The sequence below is a fragment of the Flavobacterium sp. genome (assembly GCF_021151785.1).
In the GTDB taxonomy this organism is placed as follows: domain Bacteria; phylum Bacteroidota; class Bacteroidia; order Flavobacteriales; family Flavobacteriaceae; genus Flavobacterium.
The window spans coordinates 1-23,118 of sequence record NZ_JAGKWP010000017.1 but is presented as its reverse complement, the minus strand read 5'-3'; the positions used below and the strand labels follow the sequence as shown (position 1 = coordinate 23,118).

At 30.0% G+C, this 23,118-nt stretch carries 26 protein-coding genes and 2 tRNA genes; 10 read left to right on the top strand and 18 right to left on the bottom strand.

Going from position 1 to position 23,118, the window contains the following annotated elements:
* Positions 1-157: 157 nt before the first annotated feature.
* The 9 genes from QZ824_RS03150 to QZ824_RS03110 form a co-directional block, all read right to left on the bottom strand.
* A complete protein-coding gene (locus QZ824_RS03150; RefSeq protein WP_291274579.1) occupies positions 158-565 on the bottom strand; it encodes a PIN domain-containing protein in 408 nt (135 codons plus the stop codon).
* Entirely contained in the window at positions 565-807 is a 243-nt protein-coding gene (locus QZ824_RS03145; protein ID WP_291274578.1) for a DUF6364 family protein, read from the bottom strand. Before QZ824_RS03145 ends, QZ824_RS03150 begins: the two co-directional genes overlap by 1 nt.
* Positions 808-1,120: 313 nt before the next feature.
* Positions 1,121-1,870 carry a hypothetical protein gene (locus QZ824_RS03140; protein ID WP_291274577.1) on the bottom strand — a complete coding sequence of 250 codons (750 nt, stop codon included), beginning with the start codon at positions 1,868-1,870 and terminating at the stop codon, positions 1,121-1,123.
* Between the two features lie 282 nt (positions 1,871-2,152).
* A complete protein-coding gene (locus QZ824_RS03135) occupies positions 2,153-2,935 on the bottom strand; it encodes a hypothetical protein (protein ID WP_291274576.1) in 783 nt (260 codons plus the stop codon).
* Positions 2,910-3,737 (bottom strand): hypothetical protein, encoded by an 828-nt coding sequence (locus tag QZ824_RS03130; RefSeq protein ID WP_291274575.1) that lies wholly within the window; start codon positions 3,735-3,737, stop codon positions 2,910-2,912. Before QZ824_RS03130 ends, QZ824_RS03135 begins: the two co-directional genes overlap by 26 nt.
* A 23-nt stretch (positions 3,738-3,760) precedes the next feature.
* Positions 3,761-4,303, bottom strand: coding sequence for a hypothetical protein (locus QZ824_RS03125; protein WP_291274574.1), 543 nt, complete (start codon positions 4,301-4,303; stop codon positions 3,761-3,763).
* A 423-nt stretch (positions 4,304-4,726) separates the two neighbouring features.
* On the bottom strand, positions 4,727-6,013 hold the full coding sequence (locus QZ824_RS03120) for a hypothetical protein (protein ID WP_291274573.1): 1,287 nt from the start codon (positions 6,011-6,013) through the stop codon (positions 4,727-4,729).
* A gap of 670 nt (positions 6,014-6,683) precedes the next feature.
* Positions 6,684-7,400: a tRNA threonylcarbamoyladenosine dehydratase gene (locus tag QZ824_RS03115; RefSeq protein WP_291274572.1), complete on the bottom strand. Its 717-nt coding sequence runs from the start codon at positions 7,398-7,400 to the stop codon at positions 6,684-6,686.
* A 178-nt stretch (positions 7,401-7,578) separates the two neighbouring features.
* Positions 7,579-8,226 (bottom strand): TatD family hydrolase, encoded by a 648-nt coding sequence (locus QZ824_RS03110; RefSeq protein WP_291274571.1) that lies wholly within the window; start codon positions 8,224-8,226, stop codon positions 7,579-7,581.
* A gap of 86 nt (positions 8,227-8,312) precedes the next feature.
* Here QZ824_RS03110 and QZ824_RS03105 point away from each other — a divergent pair, with 86 nt between their 5' ends.
* The 4 genes from QZ824_RS03105 to QZ824_RS03090 all read left to right on the top strand — a co-directional run bounded on the left by QZ824_RS03105 (position 8,313) and on the right by QZ824_RS03090 (position 12,517).
* Positions 8,313-9,539: an MFS transporter gene (locus QZ824_RS03105; RefSeq protein ID WP_291274570.1), complete on the top strand. Its 1,227-nt coding sequence runs from the start codon at positions 8,313-8,315 to the stop codon at positions 9,537-9,539.
* 70 nt (positions 9,540-9,609) lie between these two features.
* Positions 9,610-9,969, top strand: coding sequence for a BlaI/MecI/CopY family transcriptional regulator (locus QZ824_RS03100; RefSeq protein ID WP_291274569.1), 360 nt, complete (start codon positions 9,610-9,612; stop codon positions 9,967-9,969).
* A 2-nt stretch (positions 9,970-9,971) separates the two neighbouring features.
* On the top strand, positions 9,972-11,468 hold the full coding sequence (locus QZ824_RS03095) for a M56 family metallopeptidase (RefSeq protein WP_291274568.1): 1,497 nt from the start codon (positions 9,972-9,974) through the stop codon (positions 11,466-11,468).
* Positions 11,469-11,599: 131 nt separating this feature from the next.
* On the top strand, positions 11,600-12,517 hold the full coding sequence (locus tag QZ824_RS03090) for a hypothetical protein (protein WP_291274567.1): 918 nt from the start codon (positions 11,600-11,602) through the stop codon (positions 12,515-12,517).
* Between the two features lie 65 nt (positions 12,518-12,582).
* On the opposite strand, the gene smpB is transcribed toward QZ824_RS03090, so the two are convergent.
* Positions 12,583-13,038 (bottom strand): SsrA-binding protein SmpB, encoded by a 456-nt coding sequence (gene smpB / locus QZ824_RS03085; protein WP_291274566.1) that lies wholly within the window; start codon positions 13,036-13,038, stop codon positions 12,583-12,585.
* A gap of 55 nt (positions 13,039-13,093) precedes the next feature.
* On the opposite strand from smpB, the gene QZ824_RS03080 reads away from it, so the two are divergent.
* Positions 13,094-13,441, top strand: coding sequence for a hypothetical protein (locus QZ824_RS03080; RefSeq protein ID WP_366844164.1), 348 nt, complete (start codon positions 13,094-13,096; stop codon positions 13,439-13,441).
* Positions 13,442-13,544: 103 nt separating this feature from the next.
* On the top strand, positions 13,545-13,697 hold the full coding sequence (locus tag QZ824_RS03075; RefSeq protein ID WP_291274565.1) for an SsrA-binding protein: 153 nt from the start codon (positions 13,545-13,547) through the stop codon (positions 13,695-13,697).
* Here the strand turns inward: QZ824_RS03075 and QZ824_RS03070 are convergent.
* Positions 13,687-14,199 carry an adenine phosphoribosyltransferase gene (locus QZ824_RS03070; protein ID WP_291274564.1) on the bottom strand — a complete coding sequence of 171 codons (513 nt, stop codon included), beginning with the start codon at positions 14,197-14,199 and terminating at the stop codon, positions 13,687-13,689. The genes QZ824_RS03075 and QZ824_RS03070 overlap by 11 nt on opposite strands.
* Before the next feature lie 148 nt (positions 14,200-14,347).
* Between QZ824_RS03070 and QZ824_RS03065 the strand changes: the two genes are divergently transcribed.
* Positions 14,348-14,421 (top strand) — tRNA-Arg (locus tag QZ824_RS03065).
* Positions 14,422-14,786: 365 nt separating this feature from the next.
* On the opposite strand, the gene QZ824_RS03060 is transcribed toward QZ824_RS03065, so the two are convergent.
* The 5 genes from QZ824_RS03060 to QZ824_RS03040 all read right to left on the bottom strand — a co-directional run bounded on the left by QZ824_RS03060 (position 14,787) and on the right by QZ824_RS03040 (position 20,193).
* Entirely contained in the window at positions 14,787-15,872 is a 1,086-nt protein-coding gene (locus QZ824_RS03060; protein ID WP_291274563.1) for an HmuY family protein, read from the bottom strand.
* Positions 15,873-15,883: 11 nt separating this feature from the next.
* On the bottom strand, positions 15,884-18,004 hold the full coding sequence (locus QZ824_RS03055) for a TonB-dependent receptor (RefSeq protein ID WP_291274562.1): 2,121 nt from the start codon (positions 18,002-18,004) through the stop codon (positions 15,884-15,886).
* Between the two features lie 46 nt (positions 18,005-18,050).
* On the bottom strand, positions 18,051-18,941 hold the full coding sequence (locus tag QZ824_RS03050; protein ID WP_291274561.1) for a DUF6607 family protein: 891 nt from the start codon (positions 18,939-18,941) through the stop codon (positions 18,051-18,053).
* 90 nt (positions 18,942-19,031) lie between these two features.
* Positions 19,032-19,754: an AraC family transcriptional regulator gene (locus QZ824_RS03045; protein ID WP_291274560.1), complete on the bottom strand. Its 723-nt coding sequence runs from the start codon at positions 19,752-19,754 to the stop codon at positions 19,032-19,034.
* 55 nt (positions 19,755-19,809) lie between these two features.
* On the bottom strand, positions 19,810-20,193 hold the full coding sequence (locus tag QZ824_RS03040; protein ID WP_291274559.1) for a VOC family protein: 384 nt from the start codon (positions 20,191-20,193) through the stop codon (positions 19,810-19,812).
* Positions 20,194-20,302: 109 nt separating this feature from the next.
* Between QZ824_RS03040 and QZ824_RS03035 the strand changes: the two genes are divergently transcribed.
* Positions 20,303-20,608 carry a hypothetical protein gene (locus tag QZ824_RS03035; RefSeq protein ID WP_291274558.1) on the top strand — a complete coding sequence of 102 codons (306 nt, stop codon included), beginning with the start codon at positions 20,303-20,305 and terminating at the stop codon, positions 20,606-20,608.
* A 16-nt stretch (positions 20,609-20,624) separates the two neighbouring features.
* On the opposite strand, the gene msrA is transcribed toward QZ824_RS03035, so the two are convergent.
* Entirely contained in the window at positions 20,625-21,272 is a 648-nt protein-coding gene (gene msrA / locus QZ824_RS03030) for a peptide-methionine (S)-S-oxide reductase MsrA (RefSeq protein WP_366844160.1), read from the bottom strand.
* A 112-nt stretch (positions 21,273-21,384) separates the two neighbouring features.
* Between msrA and QZ824_RS03025 the strand changes: the two genes are divergently transcribed.
* Together QZ824_RS03025 and QZ824_RS03020 are read left to right on the top strand one after the other, a co-directional pair.
* Positions 21,385-22,068: an ABC transporter ATP-binding protein gene (locus QZ824_RS03025; RefSeq protein ID WP_291274557.1), complete on the top strand. Its 684-nt coding sequence runs from the start codon at positions 21,385-21,387 to the stop codon at positions 22,066-22,068.
* A gap of 83 nt (positions 22,069-22,151) precedes the next feature.
* Positions 22,152-22,916, top strand: coding sequence for a TIGR02757 family protein (locus tag QZ824_RS03020; protein WP_291274556.1), 765 nt, complete (start codon positions 22,152-22,154; stop codon positions 22,914-22,916).
* A 20-nt stretch (positions 22,917-22,936) separates the two neighbouring features.
* Here QZ824_RS03020 and QZ824_RS03015 read toward each other — a convergent pair.
* A tRNA-Ala gene (locus QZ824_RS03015) sits at positions 22,937-23,010 on the bottom strand.
* Between the last annotated feature and the right edge of the window lie 108 nt (positions 23,011-23,118).

Genomic DNA, 23,118 nt, shown 5'->3' with positions numbered 1-23,118 from the left:
GACAACTTCATCTGCCTGTAATTAAAACCTAGTACTTTGAGTTGCTAGATTTTTTGGTGTCAATTCAATTTACAACCAGTTGAAATGTATACTTTTTGTAGTTTGTTTTAAAAAATGATGCTTGTACAATGTCTACCGTTGTTAACCGCTGGAATTGTTATTTTTTCAAATATTCTTTTGCTGTTAGAACAGGAAGTATTGATTTTTTAAAATCTTTTTTATTCCGAGTTATTATTAGATCCAATTCGTTTTCTAATGCTGTGTGATATTGAATGGCATCTTCGAAATCTTTGAAATCCGATACTAAAGCTAATTCTAAAATTTTATCATCCATTGGTAAAACTTCTACTAAAACTTTAAATTTTATTAGAATTTTTCTCGCCTCATCTAATTTGTGATTTCGAGTTAGTAAATAATGAGTATTTGCCAGTGTGAGGGAAGAAACATATAGTTTAACTTTGCTATGGTCGGATAAAGTAAATAATTGTTGAGCTTCTTTGTAAAATTCTTCACGTTTAGAAAGTAAATCTAATATAATGTTTGTGTCTACTAATATTTTGTCCATTAAGAATATTTTTTAGCTAGATAATCTGAATATTCTTTTTTATAATCTTTGCTTTCAAGGCTGATTACACCTGTTAGACTTTCAACAAGTGGACTTACTTTGCTTTTTTCTTCGTTCTTTTTGGTTAGAGATGAAAGATAATTTTCGATAAGTTTAGAAAGGCTCACACTATTGTTTTTAGCATAGAATTTTGCTTCCTCGATAACGTTTTGATCAATATTTAATGTTAATTTCGTATTCATAATAAAAATATTTACGTGTAAAATTAAAAAAAAATTACGTAACTAAAAATTATTTAACGAATTATTTCCCGTCGTGTCAAATCTGCCAACGTCAGTTCATCTAAAAAGCTAAACTTCTTTACTAACTAACCTTTATAAACTCAAATATACTACTTTTTAGTAATGAATATTTGATAAATTTAAAATTGTAGTTTTAGTTGGGTTTACAAGTAAATTGCTTTAAAAGAGGTTGAAATGTATAATTTTTGTGGCTTGTTTTTAAAAAATGGTGGTTGTAAAACAGCGGTAGCTGTTGTACGATCGCTAATGTTATTTACTTAAATATTACTTTCATTAAAATTCTTGCAACGATTATTATTCCGCCAATTATTAAATATTTTTTCCATTTAAAGTTATTTGTTTCAGTCTTTTCAGTTTCTTTTGTTATGTTTTTAGTTCTGATATTTAGTTGAAATACTTTGAATTCAGTATTTTCAAACAAATCTTCGCCATCTTCCATATCAATTTGAATACCAAGTCTTCGTTTTGCAATTTTAAAAGTAAAATCTTCCATCAACTGGTCTTCAGTGAAAAAATCATCTTCGTCATTTTCGTCTTTCCACAATAATTTTCCGTCTTCTTCGTACGAGTTTTTATAAATTTCAATTTCTTCTTCAAAACGATTTCCAAATTCTTGCTTCATTTCTTCCGCAACACATTTTAAGCGTTTCTTTTCTCCGTTTTGTATAAGTGAATATCCGTGAAAATTTACTGAACTTACACAACTAACCGTAACTATCTCAGATTTTGGAAATATTTTGACTAAACTTTTTTCGTAATTTGCTAAATTTAAGTTTTCGCTTTCTTCTAAAGATTTAGTTGTCAATAAATATCCGTCACAAATTATTAAGTTTCCATTATAATATCCAATTCCAATTTGGTTATCTTTTGGATTTAGAATTTCATCAAACGTTGTATTTTCTTTTTGCTGAAAATTATCAAATCCTAAACTTTTCAAAAGATCATTTTCGTTTGAGTAATTCTCCTTATTTTCAATAATAATTAATGACGTGTTCCATCCCATAATTTTCGGTTTTTCTTATTTGTTTTTTTTTGGTTTAGTGTCGTACAACGTCAATTCGTCTAAAAAGCTAAACTTCTTTACTACCTAACTTTTATAAACTCAAATATACTACTTTTTAGTAATGAATATTTGATAAATTAAAAATTGTAGTTTTAGTTGGGTTTACAAGTAAGTGCTTTAAAGCCTCTCTTAAATTGCTTTAAAAGAGGTTGAAATGTATACTTTTTATAGTTTATTTTTAAAAAATGATAGTTGTGCAACAGCTACCACTGTTAGCAGAAGTTAATTTAACCAGTTCAAGTTTGTACTATAAAAAATGTAATAAATTGTTTCGTAAACAGTTAAACCAAAAAAACATAAAAGGAAAACGGCTTCTATTTTTCTAAATACAATTTCTTTTTTATAAAATAATAATACTAAAACCCTGATTGCTAAAATTGAAAGCAATATAGCCCATAAAATATAAATTGATTTTTTACTAGAAGTTGTTTTGAAGTTTTCTAAGTTTTTAAATGTAAAGCCATTTGAAGTACCCTTGATTCTTGAAAGAAAATTAAAATTTGAGTTCCCATTTTTGTTGTCTGAATAAAGAATATGAAAGCAAACACCATCATTTTCTTCAATTGCTTCATCATTTAAAATTTTAAAAATAACAGAGTTATTACCTATTATTTTGTTTTCAAATTCTAGATCATTTCTACTAGATTTTACGGTGTTAACTGATAAAATATTTACACTATCAGTATTATTTAATTTCATAGGTTTTGAGTCTATAAAGTCTTTACTATCAATATATTCACTTCCTTCATTCCAAAGAATTAAATTTCTATAATAAATGTTTTTATATTCTTTACCATTATATAAAATTTGCAAATTATTATCATTTTTTTGAGCAACCAATGTTGCGGGTGAAATATAATAAGAAGGAATTTTATTTTTTTCACTTATGAGATAAAAAATATAACTGACTAAAACTCCAAATATCAATGCTGTTATAGGATGTTTTAAGAAATTCAATATTTTTTCAAATGTTCCTTTATTAATCGATATCAATTTTTCTTGCATGTTCAATGATGTATCTTTTTATATTTCCTAATCTATCTCTGACTACTTGAGCGTCAATAATAATCTTTCCATTTTGATTGTCTGCAGTAGAGTGATGTAATGACCAAGTTAAAGTTTCTTTTTGTTGTGTGGTTAATGTTGGAGAAATATGGAAAGGAATTGTTCTTTGGACATTATCATCGTAAAATCTTCCATAACCACTTAAGATGTTATATTTTGTAACATTACCATTTATATTTTCAACAAGTTGAGGGTCATTTTGAGACATTACATAATCAAGTGTATCTGCGTTAAACTTTAAAACAGTACCAACACGAGGTCTTTTAATTTCAATTTCAATATTTCTATCATGTAGTATAGGTCGGTGTAATTGCTGTAAAGGAATTTCTAAAACTCTTGATATTTCTTGTGGAAAAAGATCATTATCTTCAACGATTTTTCGAGCTATTCTTTCTTCAGGATTTTTTTGTCTACCTGTCGCTTGTCTCCATGTAAAATCTACCATATCCCAAAATGCTGCAACTACAACAGATGTACCAATAACTCTTGCGACTGGATCTTCAAAAACAATAGTAACGAGTTCTATAAAACTTCCTTGTTTTGGAGGATGTAAATAAAATTTCACATTAGGAATTGAGTCACCTTTACTTCTTATTTCACCTTTTGACGTTAATGCATGTGTTGTTATTGCCAAAGCTTTAGCCAATCCTTGCATCGAAGATGCTGCGTCATATAGGTCCAAAATGCTTTCATCAGCAGTTCCTCCGGTATATCTAATTGTAAATTTTACTTCTACAGGCATATTTATTGTTTTTTGAATTTTCGCTAATTGTCCTTTTTGTTATAAGTTTTTTTTTGTGCTAGAATGTGTTTACTATATTGGATAAGTACGATTGCCAAGAAAATCGAGTAAATGTAAACTTGTAGGTTAATAAGAATTTCTAAATTAATTATGATTGTTGTAATTATAGCACAAATAGCTGTTATTACTACTAAACTTTTGTAAAATTTAAATTCGTAATCTAATTCATGACTGTAAACAAAAAAACAAACTGTTACGCCAACGATTGCCCAAGTGCTAAAAATTGGTAAACTATCAGCGTATTTTAGCGCTGAAAAAAGTAAAAGAGAGACTGCTAAATCACCATAAATATATTTTGGACTAATTTTCTTATCATCATCAAATTTATTGTCCATGATAAAATACAAATGATAATAATCGAGTAGAAAGAAGATGATTATTAAAAATTTAAAAAGATATATTGGACAAAGTTTAATTGGTAAAATTTCAAACAACATTGATCCCAACAATGCTGGATAGATTAACGTATATATAAACTTTTGCTTGTCATTTATAGGGTTTAACATTTCGTTTTTTTTAATTTCTGCTAACTTGTTTATATGCGCTACATTATATCGCTAATCTACCCAATTTTGGGTGGATATGCGCTATAAACTAGCATTATACAAATATAGTTTTTTATTCTTACAAATCATCAAAATGCCTTTTTATTTTTCTGAGCTATTGGTGTTAACTTGTGTGTAAATCAAAATTATTGGTGCTATTAAGCCACAAAGAATCTTTAGCAAATGCCTGCAACAATCATTAAAACGAGCCTTTTTAGCCTTCAAAAACGCGATGGTAAGCTATTTAAATTTTTACATTTTGAATTACAACTAAAAGATAAACCTCTCTTAAATTGCTTTAAAAGAGGTTGAAATGTATACTTTTTGTGGCTTGTTTTTAAAAAATGATAGTTGTGCAAAAGCGGTAGCTGTTATTCACAGTTATTATTGTATTTTTTTAAATTCTCGATTGTAATATGCAGAATTAAATTTTCTATCAATATTTTCTTTTCTTTTAATCCAAATAAATCCTTCATGTTTAGTAATGACAGCAATATCTATAGGACCGCCAACGCTTTGTAATTCAGAGCTAGTTTTACGTTTTATTGAAGTTAAGTTTATAAGACTTTCTGCAAACTCGATTAAATCCTCTTTTCGTAAGTACGAAATAGATTTTACTATTAATTTTGTGTGTGTGTCAAAAGATTTTTTGTCTAGATCTCTTAAAGTTTTAGGTATTATTTTTAGTAATTTTTGTGTTAACAATTCTTTATTTATATCAGGAATTTCTTTTTCAATTTCATCAATAGAATGTTTAATATTTTCTAATAATATATCTTCTAAACATTCAAAAAAATATGGATTTATGCCTTTTACAAAAGTGTCTACCATATCTCTTTGTGCAAATGGACAAATTAAAGCGGTTAAATTGTTATCAATATTTTTAGTTTTAGAAATTTCATATCTTAATTTATTAGAAATTATTTCTCCTAATTTTATTTCGCTTATTGATGGGAAAATTTCATCGTAACCATAACCTGCAATAACTAGTCCTGAAAAATCTTCATTATCAGAAAAAGCACAAATAAGTTCATGATATATGCATTTATATATTCTTTGTGTTAGTTTTTGGGATTTCTTAATTTTAATTGATGAAAAAAAACCGGGTAAAATTTTCTCTATAACTTTTTTATATTCTAACTTAAATTCATCTATTGTATATTCACCAAATTCAGGTAAAATATCGTCTTTATATTTCGATAGTTCATCTATCATTTCAAAAAATACTTTTTCCTTTAACTCAAGTAAATTAAAGTCTTCTTTTTTTGATTGCAATTCGTTTATTTCTTCATTTAAATCTTCTTCTAAAAAATCAGTAATATTGTCCAAAACTGAATACAGTCGAAATTCTATTATCTGTTTTATTTGTTCTTCATTAATAAATTTTTTGAAATTTAATTTAATAAACTTTATAAAATCATTTCTATATTCTTCTAAAGTTGAAAATGATGTGTCATTTAACTGTTTTGTATAAGATTTTATAATTATTTCTAAAGGTATCCCCATCCATTCAGAATTATTATATATCATTATTCCTACCGGTTCAAAATTAGATAACGGGAATAATTTATTTGCTGTGTTAAAAACTTTATTATGGGCTCCTATTGTTACTGCACTATCAGCTGCAAGTATCACGTTTGATTTATTTAATAATCCTAATTCAGCGGTCATTTTTAAAAGGTGTTTATTAATAATTTATGTATGACTTGTTTATATACACTTTAAATAAGCATTACACAAATATAGTTTTTTATTCTTACAAATCATCAAAAGGGTTTTTTATTTTTCTGAGCTATTGGTATTAACTTGTGTGTAAATCAAAATTGTTGAGGTTATTAAGCTACAAAGAATTTTTTACCAAATGCCTGCTACAATCACTAAAACAGGCTCCTTTTAAACGCTTGAAAAAAAAATGCTTTTCATTTTACTTTTTTATTCTTTCGAACGTACAGTAAAATCAAGTACTCAAGGCACTAAAATAAATTGCCCTAGGGAAATGAAGTAATTCCCCTAGGGAAAATGACTGATTGCCCTAGGGGAATTGTTCAATTGCTGTACAGCAATTGATTTTATATACCTTAGAAATTAAAAATAATATACGCATCAGTTTAAAAATAGTATTGTAGTTTTTGAAATAGAAGCCTTATTGTTGTGTGTTTGTAATGAGCGTTACAGGATAAAGGGCTATAATTGAGCTTACTAAGGGGCTAGTAGTACGGCTCAAATTTTATGAAAGATGGGTACAAATGGGTGGGTAAGTACAGGTTATAAAAAAAGCTTGAATTATTGAAAATTCAAGCTTTGTATGGGATTCAGCTACTGGTTTCTTTGTGTAAAACGCTTATTTTCGCAAGAGTTCTTTTACTACAGTTTCTGCAGCGTGCAAACCAAATAGGGCAGGCATCCAGCTGTTAGTGCCATAAAAAGACTTTTTAAAATTAGTCCCATCAGTAGTTTTTAAACTCGTCTCGTCGGGATGTTCTAAAGAATAAACGGCTTTAACACCACTTGAAATTCCTTCTTTTTTCAAACGTTTACGAATGTTTTTAGCTAACGGGCAAACTTCTGTTTTGCTAATGTCGCGAACAATAATCTTTTGCGATAAAAATTTACCTCCGGCCCCCATATTGCTAATGACCTTTACCTTTTTGCGCTTAGCGGCTATAATGAGATTTAGTTTTGGTGTAATGCTATCAATACAATCCAACACATAATCAAAATCAGGCGAAACAATCTCTTGGGCGCGTTCTGGGGATAAAAATTCCTCAACACGAATTAAGTTGAGTTCAGGATTGATGTCTAATAAACGATCGCCTACAATTTTTACTTTAGGTTGCCCCACTGTACTGTGCAATGCTGGTAATTGGCGGTTAATGTTGGTAATATCTACAATATCGCCATCAACAATAGTCATGTTTCCCACACCTGCACGAGCTAAAAATTCAGCGGCAAAGGAACCCACACCGCCTAGGCCAACAACCAATACTTTTGCATTTCTCAACTTTTCTAAACCCTCGGGCTTAAATAATAACTCAGCTCTTTCTTGCCACTTTGCCATATTTATTTTTTTTAGTGATTAGTGATTAGCGATTCGTAACTAGAATTTTTACATCTAATTTCAACCACAGTTCACCAAACAATTCATCGTTATTCACTTCTTATTATGTTTTATTTCTAACAGCCAACATCCGTCTTTTCAACTTTCACTTTTTCACCATTGTTCTGCTTTTACCTTTTCAACCTCCAAACACGCGTTGGTAATTTTTCCAAACAATCGATTGCATTTCCTCTAAAGAAATGTTTTTACATTGTGCTGCAAAAGTATAAACTTCTTCCAAACTTTCCGACATAGTATCTGTTTCTAAAAAGATTTTCTCATTAGGAATTTCAGCAAATACATTTTTTAATTCTGGATTGCGAAGTAGGTATTTGCCAAAAGACAAATAGAAATCATGTTTCAAAAGTTGTGTTGCTACTTGCTTGTTTTTAGAAAAGCCATGAAGGATAAAAGGGCAGGAGAGGCCGCTGTTTTTTTTACTCGCAATCACTTGGTCAAAAGAGGCTACACAATGTAAAATAACCGGTTTTAAAAAAGCGCTATTTAGGTCTAATTGTGCTTCAAAAACGGCTATTTGAGTACTATAGATTTTATCTATACGTTTATCTAATCCACACTCCCCCAGTGCTATACATTCTTTTGTTGAAAGTTTAGATTTAATTATTTTTAAATCAGAGGCTAAACGGTCTTCGTCAATATACCAAGGGTGAATACCGATAGAATAATTGGAAAATCCCTCTTGAAATTCATGCGGATATTGGTTTAAAATTGATATTGTATTTGGAGTGTTCGAAACAGCGTGAGTGTGTAAATTGATGAATTTCATGGCTAATGATTTTTAACAAAATTATATAATTTTTATTTGATGATTAGTTTCAATGGCTTTTGTAAATTTGTGACTCAAACGGAACTATGATTTTAAAAGCACTACAAGCATACTTAAATAACTTTAGAGGGTTTTCTAGAGAAATTTGGATACTTACCTTAATCACCTTTATCAACCGCGCTGGAACAATGGTTTTACCTTTTTTGTCCAAGTATTTGCATGAAGATTTGCACTTTACGTTATCGCAAGTTGGGACAATTATGGTCTTTTTTGGTTTTGGTTCCATGTTAGGTTCTTGGTTAGGCGGTAAGTTGTCTGACACGATTGGGTTTTACAAAATCATGATTTTTAGTTTGTTGACGAGCGGAGTTCTGTTTTTTGCATTGCAATTTGTAACCTCGTTTGAAGGCATGTGCATTAGTATGTTTATCATCATGACTATTGCCGACATGTTCCGACCAGCGATGTTTGTTTCCTTAGGGGCTTATGCTAAACCAGAAAATAGAACAAGAGCTTTAACGTTGGTTCGTTTGGCAATTAATTTAGGTTTTGCGGCAGGTCCTGCATTGGGTGGGTTAATCATTATGAATATTGGTTATAAAGGGCTTTTTTGGGTTGATGGAACTACCTGTATTATAGCTATTTTGATATTCTGGCTTAAAGTAAAAGAAAAGAAGAAATCGGCTTACCAAGATAAAGAACATCCAGGTGAAATCTTAGTTGATTCTGTGTTTAAAGATAAAGTTTATTGGATTTTTTTAGTATCGACTTTGATTGTTGGAATTATGTTTTTTCAATTGTTTACAACAGTTCCTGTTTATCATAAAATGCAGTTTAATTTAACCGAATTGCAAACAGGTTTGTTGCTAACATTAAATGGAGTATTGGTTTTTTTTCTAGAAATGCCAATCGTAAATTATATTGAGAAGAATAAAGTCGACAAAATTAAAGTAATTATTTTTGGATGCTTGTTTATGGCGATTAGTATTTTCTTATTGCTCATAAATTTTTGGTCGGGTGTTTTAATTGTTATGATGTTGTTCATGACTTTTGCAGAAATGTTTTCCTTTCCGTTTTCTAATAGTTTTGCCATGAGTCGTGCCCCTAAACACCATCAGGGGAGGTACATGGCTATTTTTACTATGACTTATAGTTTAGCTCATATTTTAAGTGCCAAATTAGGATTTACCATTGTTGAAAAATTCGGATATCAAGCCAATTGGTTGTTCATGGGAGTGCTTGGTATTATTGGAACTTTGCTTGCTATTTGGGTTTTAAAGTTGGTTGACAACGAATTTAAACTAAAAAAATAGTAGAAAAACTATAAAAATAGTTTGTTAACTAAAAAAATAGTTGTACGTTTGTCTAACTAAAAAACTAGTTATGCAAAAATTAACCAATAAAGAAGAAGAAGTGATGCACATTTTATGGCGTTTAAAAAAGGCGTTTGTAAAAGATGTATTAGCAGAGATATCGGATGACAAGCCGCATTACAACACCTTGTCCACTATCATTAGAAATTTAGAGGAAAAAGGGTATGTGTCCTATGAAGCTTATGGGAATTCGCATCAATATTATCCTATTGTTACTTTAGAGGAGTATAGAAAAACGTTTATGAAGACGGCCATACAGCATTATTTTGATAATTCGTATAAAAATTTAGTTTCTTATTTTGCTGAAGAAGAGAAGATATCAGCAGCAGAACTTCGCGAAATACTTTCCATCATCGAACAAAAGAAATGAGTATGCATCCGCTATTTGAATTTCTGCTCAAGGCAAATGGTTTATTAAGCTGCTTTTATCTTGTATATAAGGTATTGTTGGTTAAGGACACCTTTTTCCAATTTTCACGATATTATTTAGTATTTGGGATGTTATTATCGGTTACACTTCCGTTTGTTACATTTACTAAGATTGAATATATAGAAGTCAAGCAAGTTTTTATTCCGAAGACAACCGTAATAGCTAAGGAATTTATACCAATGGAAAGTGCAGCGGCTTTAGAGGCCTCAACGATAAATTGGGAAGTACTTGTAATGGCAGCTTATATTGGTATTGTTCTGTTTTTAGTATTAAAACTCATCATAGGTTTTGGAAAACTGTTTTCGGTAATTCAACAATCAGCGCTCGTTAAAAAGCAACGAAAAACCTATTTACAATCGCACTTGATTCAATCACCTTTTTCATTTTTTAATTACATCGTGTATAATCCTGAACTGATCAATCAGGACGAATTAGAAGTTATTATTCTACATGAAGAAGCACATTCGAATCAAAACCACAGTGTCGACACATTATTAGCACAATTAATCACCATTTTCTTTTGGTTCAATCCTGTGGTTTGGTGGTACCAAAAGAGTATCGTACAAAATTTAGAGTTTTTAGCGGATAAAGAGGCTATTGCCAGAGTAAAAGATAGAATTTGCTATCAGAAAGCTATGCTGAAATTCAACGTTAAACCTACAAATTTTGTGTGTAGTAATTCATTCAATCAATCATTAATCAAAAAACGAATCGTTATGTTAAACAAAAAACAATCTAGCAAAACAAGTTTATGGAAGTTTGGAGTTATTCTTCCAATTCTTATTATTTTTATGTTACTGTTTCAGGTAAAATTAGTGGCCCAAGAAGTTAAGGTAAAGGCTAAAGCGACAAATAAGGTGTCAATAGAGGAAAAATCCTTGAAAAAACAAGATCAGAAAGTTATAGTCAAAGAAGCTGATTGGGAAAAAGTTGATTCTATATTAAAATTAAAGGTTGAAATCAATGATAAAATTCAGAAAAAACAATCTATTTTTGAAAGCAAAAAGCCTTTAATTTTATTAGATGGAGTTGAAATCAAGTCTTCAGAATTAGAAAAAATACCTTCTGAATCTATTGTTACTATGAACGTAATCAAAGGACAACAAGCCCAAATTAACTATGGAGCCAAAGCTGTTGATGGGGTAATTGTAATTACAACAAATAAAATGATTAAAGAAGATCCTAAAGTTTTAATTAAAGGAAAAGGAATAATTCATTTAGAAAATGGGGATGATGCTTTGATTTTTGATTCAAATAAATTGAAAGTACCAGGACATCCTACAATCTTATTAGATAATGCTTCGACTACTGAATTTTATATTAACGATAGCAAAAGAGAAGCTAGTGAAATAGGAAAGTTGCTACCAGAAAATATAAAGGCAATTGATATTAAGAAAGATAAAGACGGGAACTCAAAAGTTTATATTACTACTAAGTAATTTTATAAAAAACTGCTTTTAAAGCAGTTTTTTTGTTAAAACTCGTTAATTAACATTTTTTTTATTTTTGTATTCCAAAAGAAATTTAATTTTGAAACATAATTTAACAATCAAAAATCAAGAATATGAACATGAAAACGTTTGTACTAAAGAGTATGTTTGTTTTGTCAATCAGTTGCTTTATTCCAACTGTTTCAATGGCACAAGACAGTGATTTGCAAAAGTTAGCCGCAAAGCAAAAGTCGGGTTTTGAGTTGCGAATTGACAAGAATATGACTGATGAAGACTTGAAAAAGGACGAAACGGATGCTAAAAAATATGATTTTGAAGTTGCTTTCTCAGGAATAAAACGCAACGACAAAAAAGAGATTACAGCCATCAAAATTGCTTACAAAGATAAAAATGGAAATTCGGGCACTTATAATGTGGCAGATGAAAGCCCTATTGCACCTATTTCTATTAGAAAACAATATGATAATAAAGGGAAAGGGAGTGTTTCTATTTTGAATGGAACTTCAAATGATCCTTTTGGAAATAGTTTTGCTTTTGGAGGTAATGGTTTTGGACAAATGTTTAATAACGACCTTTTTCAAGGATTAATGGATCAGCCTTTCCAAATGAATGGAGATTTTAACTTTGATAAATTAGAAGAGTTACAAAAGGGATTAGGCGAAGGAAATGGAATGTCGCGTTCATTTATTTTTAAAGATGGAAAAATGATGGGTGACAATCCAGATATGAAGTTAGAAGAGGAAAAAGTAGAGGAAGATGGTACGGTTACTAAAAAGTATGCCGATGGAAAAGGAGGAACAATGATTATCAAAGAAAAAAATTTTTCAAGCAGCACTCCAGATGGTCAGAACGATTTAGATAAATTGAAGAAAGAGAATAAAATTCAAGTTGAAAAATCGATTAAAATTGGAGACGATACGAAAACAGAACTTGAAAAATTGAAATCGGAATTAGAAAAAACCAAAACAGATTTAGAAAAACTAAAAACCGATTTAAAGACCAATAAAAATTCTAAAAGTGCAAAAGGAGAGAAGTAAATATACCTACTATTCTTTTTAGTATAGTGTCAAAAAAGGGGATTGATTCATCAATCCCCTTTTTTTTAAAACATTTTTTTAACTCGATCTAAATCGCGTTTAGTATCGCGTTCTTTCATGGTTTCTCGCTTATCGAAATTCTTTTTACCTCTACACAAGGCAATTTCTAATTTAGCTAAACCTTTGTCGTTAGTAAACAATTTAAGTGGTACAATAGTTAAACCTTTATTTTGCACCTCTTTTTCAAGCTTTTTTAGTTCTTTTCTGTTTAAAAGTAATTTTCGTTCGCTTTTTGCCCTGTGGTTATAATGAGTGCCATAAGCATACTCTTCAATGGTGGAGTTAATAACAAATAGTTCTCCTCTATCATTAAACTCACAAAAGGCTTCTGCTATTGAAGCTTTACCTAAACGAATGGATTTAATTTCAGTTCCTGACAAAACAATTCCGGCATCGTATTTGTCTAAAATCTCAAAATCAAATTTGGCCCTCTTATTTAATATGTTTATTGTTTTTTGCATAGCACCACAAAATTAGGATTTATTTTTAAAAAAAGAGGGTTTATTTTTTTAGAAATTGGATGGTGCAATTGGAATGAATTTTGTACCTTTAAGATACTTAACCAATAATCTAATTGATAAACTTATGAACGATTTCCAATTAATTGAAAAAGAAGCAGTTGAGCAATTGAAATTTCCAACTGAAGAAGTATTAACAGACAAAGAAGATATTTTACAACGTAAAAACGATTTAGATCGTGCCTTAGCTCTAGGAAATTTAGAACATGTGAAAATGAAAATATATTTTGAGGATGATGCTTCAAAAAAAATGGTAGAAACCACGGTTTGGGGAATTACAAATGAACGAGTAATCCTTAAAAAAGGAGTGGTGATTCCGATAAACAGAATACATAAAATCATTTAAATTTAACTAGAAATAATCTTTTTATTTAGAAAGACAATAAAAATCTTATTTGTAATGAATATTAATAAAATATCCCGAAATTTGTCGGGATATTTTATTAGATATGTATAGATTATTAGCTCTATTGAATAAATTACTTTTACCAAGCTTTACCAAACAAAGATTAGATTTAGCCAAAGCACCCAAATGGAAAAAAGCCATCATTGCCTATCGCTATTTTATAACATGTAAAGCCCTAGATGAATCTAATAAGTAACAGCAGCAAAAATTTCTTTTTCTGCTAATTTTTCCCTTCCATTTAAAAAAGATAATTCCATTAAGAAATTTATTTGAACTATTTCGCCTCCTAATTGTTCTACTAGCTTACAAACGGCTTCCGCGGTTCCTCCAGTAGCTAAAACATCATCGTGAATGAGTACTTTATCTCCAGGTTGAATCGCGTCTACATGAATTTCAAGGCTGTCAGTGCCATATTCTAAGGCATAAGAAGCAGATATGGTTTTATAAGGTAGTTTTTTAGGTTTTCGAACGGGAACAAAACCAGCGTGTAAGTATTGTGCAAGTAACATTCCAAAAAAGAAGCCTCGACTTTCAACACCGACAACCTTATTAATTTTTTTGTCTTTAATTGTTTCGGCTAATGTGGTTAAACAAAATTGGGTAGCTTCGGGGTTTAATAGTAGAGGAGTGATGTCTTTGAATAATATACCTTCTTTAGGAAAATTAGGAATGTCTCTAAAAAAATCTTCAATTTTCATGTATGGGATTTATTTTTTTTAAAAGGTTAAATATACATAATGTTGATTTACAATAGGATGCTTTTAGAAGCTTTTTTTTATTTAATTTTTTATGTAAAAATGTTTGGTTTGAATTTATTTATTTCTATATTTGCACCCACAAATTAAAGGCCTCGTGGCGCAACTGAATAGCGCATCTGATTACGGCTCAGAAGGTTACAGGTTTGAATCCTGTCGAGGTCACTAAATATAAAAATTAAAAAGGCGAGTTTTTACACAAATGCGTGTAAACACTCGCCTTTTCTCGTTTTGTTTAATTTCAATAAATCTTTATTATTATGTTTTTAGCACCAAAATTTGATTTTCACTACTCAAAAAACTACTCACTAAAAATGAATGGGAAGTTAACTTATAAAGTAAAAATTGTTATTAATAAAAAGAAATGGCATATTCAATTTGCTGCAAATATTTTTATCTAGTATAGAAAATACTTATGCTATGGTAACTAAATAAAAAACGCTTCCATCTTTTAAAGATGGAGAGCGTCAAAACAAAACTGTTATTATGGAAAATAATATTGAAAAATGAACGAAGTTGTATTTTTTATATTAAAGAATTGCGTATTCGATTATTGGATTTCCCCTTTCACCAGCATTATTAGTCATAGATAGGAAACGAATTTTATAATAATTTCCTGAAACATCTTTTACTATATAAAATCGATCAGTTTTTACACTCGGTAGTGTTGATGGACCACCACCATTTCGCCAGTTAGAACCAATAGTTCTCTGATCTGTTGTTGAAGCAGTAAAATGAGTTTCGGTTACATTCGCTTTTTTAAAGTCTTCATATGTAACACCATCACTAGTCAATACTTGGTATACTTTTGTGTTACCATGTAGGTTTGATGCGATAAAATCGGAATACCCATATGTAACTTCTGTACCAAAGTTTACATAGTTAGTAAAAGTTGTAAAGTTTAAATCCCAATTTGTTTTGGTTGGTTCTACATTTAATGTAGCTCCTGAATTCATACTAAAGTAAACAAAGTTATAATTAGGATCTTTTGAAATAATTTTTTCTTGATAAGTTGAAGAACTTAAATCTGCATATTGAATTTTATACCCCGATCCATTTTTTAAGAAGCGTACTTTCTTCCAACCTCTTGCAGTTCCATCAATACTAACAGAACCTATGCTTGGGGTAGTTGTAGAAATTCCATAGCCTAAATTCACTAAGTATACTTTATTATCTTCATCCGTAGCGGAAATTTCAGCTATTGCAGTACCTATTCCGTTACCTGACCCATTTAAAATTCCTGTCGGATTATCACAGTATCCATTGCTAGCAGCATTAGTTCCTGAACCTACAGCTACATTTGCATCAAAACTTTGAGCTATTGTAATATCTGTAGTTTCAAGTTTTTTTACGGCCATTTTTACAGAGCCATTAATGATAACTCTAAATTCTGTTCCAGAGTAAAAACCAAAATCCCAAGTATCTCTTCTTACTGTTGTTAATTGTTCCGTACTCAGGTCTAAATACACTTGATTAGGTTGATTAGGCCCACCAATAATGGGTTTTAAAATAGCGCCATCTGAAGCATTTACTGGGTTATTAGTAGTTTCATCATCACTAGAGCATGCTACTAGTGAAGTAAAAATAATGGAAAGTAATATTAATTTTTTTTTCATGATTAGTGATATTAAAAGTTTAAATTGTATGCTAGTTTTAAAAAATAAGAGCGTCCGTAAGCGAGCATAATTTGAGATGCAGATACGTGTGCTGTATTCGTATTACTTCTAGTTTGATTAACATTTGTAAGGTTGGCTATGTTTCTCACACCAAAGGTTGTTTCAATTTTATTTTTGAAAAAAAGTTTTCGTACTGAAGCATCAATCCAATGGCTCTCATCTATTGTTGATATTTCATAATCAGAGCTTCCAACTATGAATTGTTGTGTTTTTCCGTTGTATTTGTAATAGGCAGCAAAAGTTGTTTTCCAAGGGGAAACGGTATAGGAAATACTACTATTAATGTTTAAAGAATACAAGAATTTGTCATTAGGTTGTATGCTTTCAGTCTTTATAGTTTGTGAAATGCCTATTAGAGCTGCCCCTAAACTAAATGTCCAGTTTTCGTTTTTTACTTGATGTGTTGATGAAAAATTCCACATTTGGTACTTGTTGATGTTGACGTATTGGTATTCAGGATTACCTGTATCTTCATTAAAACGGATTAAAGCCATATCTATTCGGTCTTTAACTTGAAGAAAGCTTGTAGCTAATGTGTTAGTTAAATTAATTTTCTTCTGGATTAATGTGTTTTTTTTAAAATTAACTTCATAGGATGTGCTTTTTTCTGGGATTAAATTTTCATTTCCAACAAAAAAATGCCCATCAAAAATCATTTTAGAGTATAACTCTTCAAAAGTTGGTGTTCTAAATGAATTTCCTATAGATGCTCTCCATTCTAATCCTTCATCCTCAATAGTATATTTAATCCCAAGTGAAGTAGCTTGTTGATCGTCAAATTTTGATTGAAAAGAATAGCGGAATCCAGGTCTAATAGATAATGACGTATTTAGTTTAATTTCTGATGAAGCAAATACATCATAGTTTTCTAATACTTTTTCAATAGGGACATAAGTAGAGTTAGCCTCTTGTGTGAGAGCAAAACCAGTATTATGAACAGTTTCGTAACCTAATTGAATATCAAAGGATGAACTTATAAAAAAATTACTTATTGTTCCAGTAGAATAAAATACTTTCATACTTTGATCTTTGGTCTTGTTGATATTAGATTCTTTTCTAGTAAATAAATAATATCTAAAATCTTCTATTTTTCGTTCTTGTTCCTGATGCGATATAGAAAGATTGAAATTCAATTTTTGAAATAATTTTCCAGTGGCATTCGCATGATGAAAAAAACGTTGCGTGAAATATCGCTTATCGTTTGCATATCTGTAAGTACCTAATTCATCGTTGTAACCTGATTGAACTGTTGTGTTGTAATGATCAACTGTTTCATCTAAGAATTCGAGCTTATAGAATACTCTAAAATTATTTTTTTTATATGTCAATAAGCCCGTACCATTCCATTGTTCTTTAGGTAACCAACTATAGCCTCTGGATTGATCATTTTCGATGTGATTTTTTCCATTTTTGTCATTTAAAAAACCTTGAAAATCGGTTCGGTTTATTCCAATATTAAAATACCAATTTGAGTTAAGGTTATGCCCTATTTTTAAAGATTGTATGTATCTACCTTCTTTAAATAAAGAAAATTCAGAACCTATAGTCTCTAGCTGTGTAATCATATTAATGTTCCATTTTGTAGTAGAAGATTTTTTAGTAATGATATTTAGAATGCCACTTACAGCATTAGCCCCATGTGTAACTCCCATTGAGCCCTCTACAATTTCTATTTTTTCGATATCATTCAAATTTATTTGTGACAAATCTGTATTATTTCCAAGTCCTGCTTCATTCGTTAAGGGAACATTATCTACTAAAATTTTGAAATACTGAGCGTCTAATCCAAATAAAGAGACAGTAGAACGACCTGAAGAACTGCTTGGGGTTGCTGTAATGTTCAGATACTGATTTAAAACATCAGATAGGTTATTTGCTGCCAAGTTTTGAATATCCATTTGTGTAATTACTCGAATGTTATAGATTGATTTTTTTAAGGACTGTGGTTCAAATTGGGCTGTTACAATTATCTCAGATATTTCTTTTGCTTTTACAGAATCTTTTAATTGATTTTGAGAATGAACCAGAAAATGTGGGATAATTAAAAATAAGATATAGATAATTTTTTTCATTATATAGATAGAAAACAATAGTATGTTTTCAATAGAACAATATAATTTACTTGATGATGAATGAATCGATGGTTTTATTAATTTCTTCCTGTGAAGCTGTTACTTTCAGGGCTTGTAGGTGCATAAATAAAGGTTTGTTGTCTACATATTTTTGTAGTTTAAGGTCTTTATTTTTTTTGAATTCCAACTCCCATTTTGTGCGAACTTTTTTCCAAAATTCTTTGTTTTCTTCCCACCATTTTTGAGCTGCTTTACATTTGGCATCTTCCACCTTTTTATAAATATTAAATCCTTTTTCCTCAGCTAATATATAGTCCATTCCTTGTGCATCACGAATGATTTTTTTATTATCTTGATCATGAATCCAACCATTGCTGACTAGTTCATGTCTATTAGTTCTTTCGGTAATGTTATAATCGTCTCTTTTAGTATATTCTCTTCTTGGTAGTGGAGCATTGGTGGTGTTTTCCCAAAAATGTCTACCGTCAACATGTATCCATGATGCTGAACCTTCATATCTTGGTTTGTCATCTACTTCATATACTTTTTGTGTCCATTGTCCTTTTACTTTGTCTTTAGGAAATTGTTTGTACCTCCAATCTTCATTTCCATTGTACTCAAAGAATTTTGTATTTTCAAAGATCCAATCTTGTCTCCAATGTTTTATTATTTCATTTTTGCCAACAATTAATAAATGTTGTAAAACTAATTTATTGTCTTTTTCTTCAACAGGTTGAACCCACTCTAAGGCGTGTTCAGTTTTTTTATCAGAAGGTATATAATTAGCTGTATCCTTGGGATAACTAAAAGTTTCTGTAAAATTAAAAGTAACTTCATAACAGCCACACAAGTTTTTAATGGCTTTTCTATCTTCATTATTTTGTGCTGATATTATGCCAAAGAAGGCTACTGTAAGTAAACTAAAATAGTATTTCATTTGTTATTTATTTAGATTAATTAAAAATAATAACAAAGATAAGACCAAAAAAAGTAAGTAAATTTTAGTTGTTAGAAATTAAAGTTTAGTTTATGGTAATTTTTTTGTATGCTTTCTGGGATTTACACCAAAATAGTTTTTATAGGCTTGGCTAAAACTACTAGAAGACGAATAGCCTACTTCAAAAGCGATAGTGTTTATTGATTTATTAGTGTTTTCAAGTAAGAACTTAGCTCTTTGTAAGCGATTAATCTGAATGTATTCAAATAAAGTATCACCAGTATATGCCTTAAAGCTTTTTTTTAAGTAGCATTGATTGGTTCCAATTAGAGATGCTAGAGCTGATATTGATAATTTTTCATTTAAGTTTTGAATGATATGTTGTTTTATTATTTCAAGTTGTTCTTTATTTAGAGGTAAAGTACTTAATGAACAATTTTTACAATTTACTTCTTGAAGATCTTCTTGAGTTTGATGAATTAATTGTAGAATCAGGCTCTCTATATACAATTGTCTTTTAATCCCTCTGTATTGACAGTGAATTAATTCATATAAGCGGGCTTGTGTGTAACAACAAATAGTTTGTTTTTCTATAAAAGGTATAAAAGGTTCTTCATATTTTTTGAAGTAGTTATTTTGTATTTGTATCTCTACATGATATTGATTCTCATCTAAATTCAAAAAATATTCTTGAGAAATTATAATGTATTCAAGATAAGTTACTTCTTCATTGTAAAAAGATGAATAATGACCTACTTCATCTGTTTTTATTTTAGATATTTTTAATAATATGTGTTTATTGATATTTTCCATGAGTACAAAAATAACAATAATATTTAATTAGATTAAATAAAAATAAATATATTAATTACTTTTCATAGAATTCAATAGGTAAATCATCTGGATCGCTTATAAAGGTGAATTTTTTTCCAGTGAACAAATCGGTTCTTATGGGTTCATATTCAATGTTATATGAAGATAATCGGGTTGTTATTTCATCTATATTACTAACTTCAAATGCTAAATGACGTAAACCACTAGCTTCAGGTCTTGAAATCCTTTTAGGAGGATCGGGAAAAGAAAATAACTCAATACAATAGACGCCATGTAAAGCTAAATCTAATTTAAATGATGCTCTATCTTTTCTGTATACTTCTTGTATAACAGTCAAGCCTAAAATTTGAGTGTAAAAGTGCTTCGACTTTTCATAATCAGAACAAATAATGGCAATGTGATGTATTTTGTTTAACATAGTGTTATTTGATAGTGTATAGCTAAGTGCTGTTAGTAAAAAACTGAATTAAAGTTCCTGTTTTTGTTATGAATATAGTAAATTAGTCAAACAAATCTAAAAAGAAAGCATGAATCAAGATCAAACACCACCAACAATAGATTCTAAAGAAAAGCAACAAAAACTAATTTTGAGTCTGTTTTTTGATGCTATTGGAATGATATCTTATAGCGTACCTATTTTTGGTGAATTTTCAGACTTAATTTGGGCGCCAATCTCTGGGGTTCTTTTAATACTGATGTTTAAAGGAACCGCTGGGAAAATAGCTGGTTTATTTGGTACTATTGAAGAATTATCGCCTTTTACAGATGTAGTCCCTACATTTACAATTACATGGTTTTATACTTATGTTTTGAAAAAAGGAGTAGGGCAGTAGTGTCTTATGTTGTTTTTTATTTTAATTTACTTGTGTAATATCTTCTTAATTTAGCTAATTTAGGTGCAATTACCATTTGACAATAACCTTGTTCCTTATTTTGATTGTAATAATTTTGGTGGTATTCTTCAGCTAAATAAAAAGGAGCCTCTGGTTCGATTTGAGTTACAATAGGACTCGAATATAATTTTTCCTTTTCAATGAGTTGAATGTATCGCTGAGCCGCTTGTTTTTGCGTTTCATTATGATAAAAAATTGCACTTCTGTATTGTGAACCAACATCTGCACCTTGTCTATTCAAAGTAGTAGGGTCGTGAGTTGCAAAAAAGATTTCTAGTAAATCCTCATAAGCTACTTCTTTCGGATTAAAAGTAATTTGAATAGCTTCTGCATGACCAGTATTGCCATTACATACTTCTCTGTAGGCTGGATTTTTGATGAATCCACCTGTGTAACCTGATACTACTTTTTCTACACCTTTGACTTCTAAAAATAGGGCTTCTGTACACCAAAAACATCCTCCTGCAAAAGTTGCCAATTGAACCGAATCATTCATAATTACTTTATTCTCTTTACTTTTAATAATTTTATTTTGTGCTTTAATATCTTTATTTCCACATGAGAAAAAGAAAGTTAGGGCACTTAATACGATTAATTTTTTCATTGCTTTTATTTCAAAGTTACTACTTCTTTTGAAATAAAATTACGATTTAACTAATGTTTTAGAATTGTTTTTAATTCTATTTTTTCTTCGTTACTTTGTACAAATTGGAATTATGATTCGCGCTACATCTATAAATAAACATTATGGAGATTTACATGTTCTTAAAAATGTAAGTCTTCAAATTAACAAAGGTGAAATTGTTGCCATAGTTGGCCCTTCTGGAGCTGGTAAAACCACTTTACTACAAATATTAGGCACCCTTGATTTACCAAGTAAAAATGATAAAATTAACAGTAGCTTAGAGATTCATGGTGAAAATATTTTTAGTTTTAAAGATAAAGAATTATCAAAATTTAGAAACTTAAATCTGGGGTTCATTTTTCAGTTTCATCAATTATTACCTGAATTTACAGCATTGGAAAATGTTTGTATTCCTGGTTTTATTGCTAATAAAGCAAAGGAAGAAGTAATGCAAGAAGCCATTCGATTATTGACTTACCTCGGACTTGAAGATCGTATGCATCATAAGCCCAATGAGCTATCAGGCGGACAACAACAACGTGTAGCTGTCGCTAGGGCACTTATTAATAATCCAGCTGTGATTTTTGCCGATGAACCATCAGGTAATTTAGATCATATTTCAGCTGAAAATTTACATCAATTGTTTTTTCAATTGAGAAATGAATTTGGGCAAACTTTTGTTATCGTTACACATAACGAAGAATTAGCCAATATGGCTGATAGAAAATTGGTTATGATTGATGGTGTTTTACAAAATCAGGAGCAGACAATTTAGTTTTCAAAACACATTTCATTCCAGTTGTTTGCACTACACGGTATTTTGCTTCCATCTGGGCTAAAAAGATCTCTATTTATCTTATGATACCATCCGAATTAAAAGAGTTTTTAGATGAAAAAGTAGCATTATATAATCATCCCACTTTTATTGAATCCGATCCAATACAAATTCCACATCGATATAAACAAAAAGAAGATATTGAAATTGCAGGTTTTCTAGCTGCTACGATTGCTTGGGGAAATCGTAAAATGATTATTAAGAGTGCTTCAAAATTGATGGAAGCTATGGGGGATAGTCCTTATGATTTTGTTTTAAGTCATCGAGAAAAAGACCTATCACGGTTAGATCATTTTGTTCATCGAACTTTTAATCATGAAGATGTAAAATATTTTATTAAAAGTTTAAAGAATATTTATCAAAAACATACCGGTTTAGAGACCGTTTTTGCAGAAAACACAACAAATTGTTCTACTCAAAAAGCTATTTCAGAATTTAAAAAAATATTTTTTGAAATAGATCATTTATCTAGAACAACCAAACATATTTCCGACCCATTAAATGGATCAGCAGCTAAACGTATCAACATGTTTCTTCGTTGGATGGTTCGTAATGATGAAAGAGGTGTTGATTTTGGTATTTGGAAAACTATCCCTATGTCTGCGTTATCTTGTCCACTAGATGTGCATTCCGGTAATGTTGCTCGAAAATTTGATTTATTAATAAGAAAACAAAACGATGCTAAAGCATTAGCGGAATTGGATAGTAATCTTAGGCAGTTGGATGCAAATGACCCTGTAAAATATGATTTTGCTTTATTTGGTTTAGGTGTTTTTGAAGGGTTTTAATCCTAAAGATAAAAAATAAGTGGAGAATACCGGATTCGAACCGGTCGCCTCTACGCTGCCAGCGTAGCGCTCTAGCCAAATGAGCTAATCCCCCTTTTGTTGTTCAAATATAAAAAATATCTTTTTAAATAAAAGAAATTCAAAAAAAAATCCCGATTTATTCGGGATTTTTATATGTTATAATGTAAAATTATTAATTAAG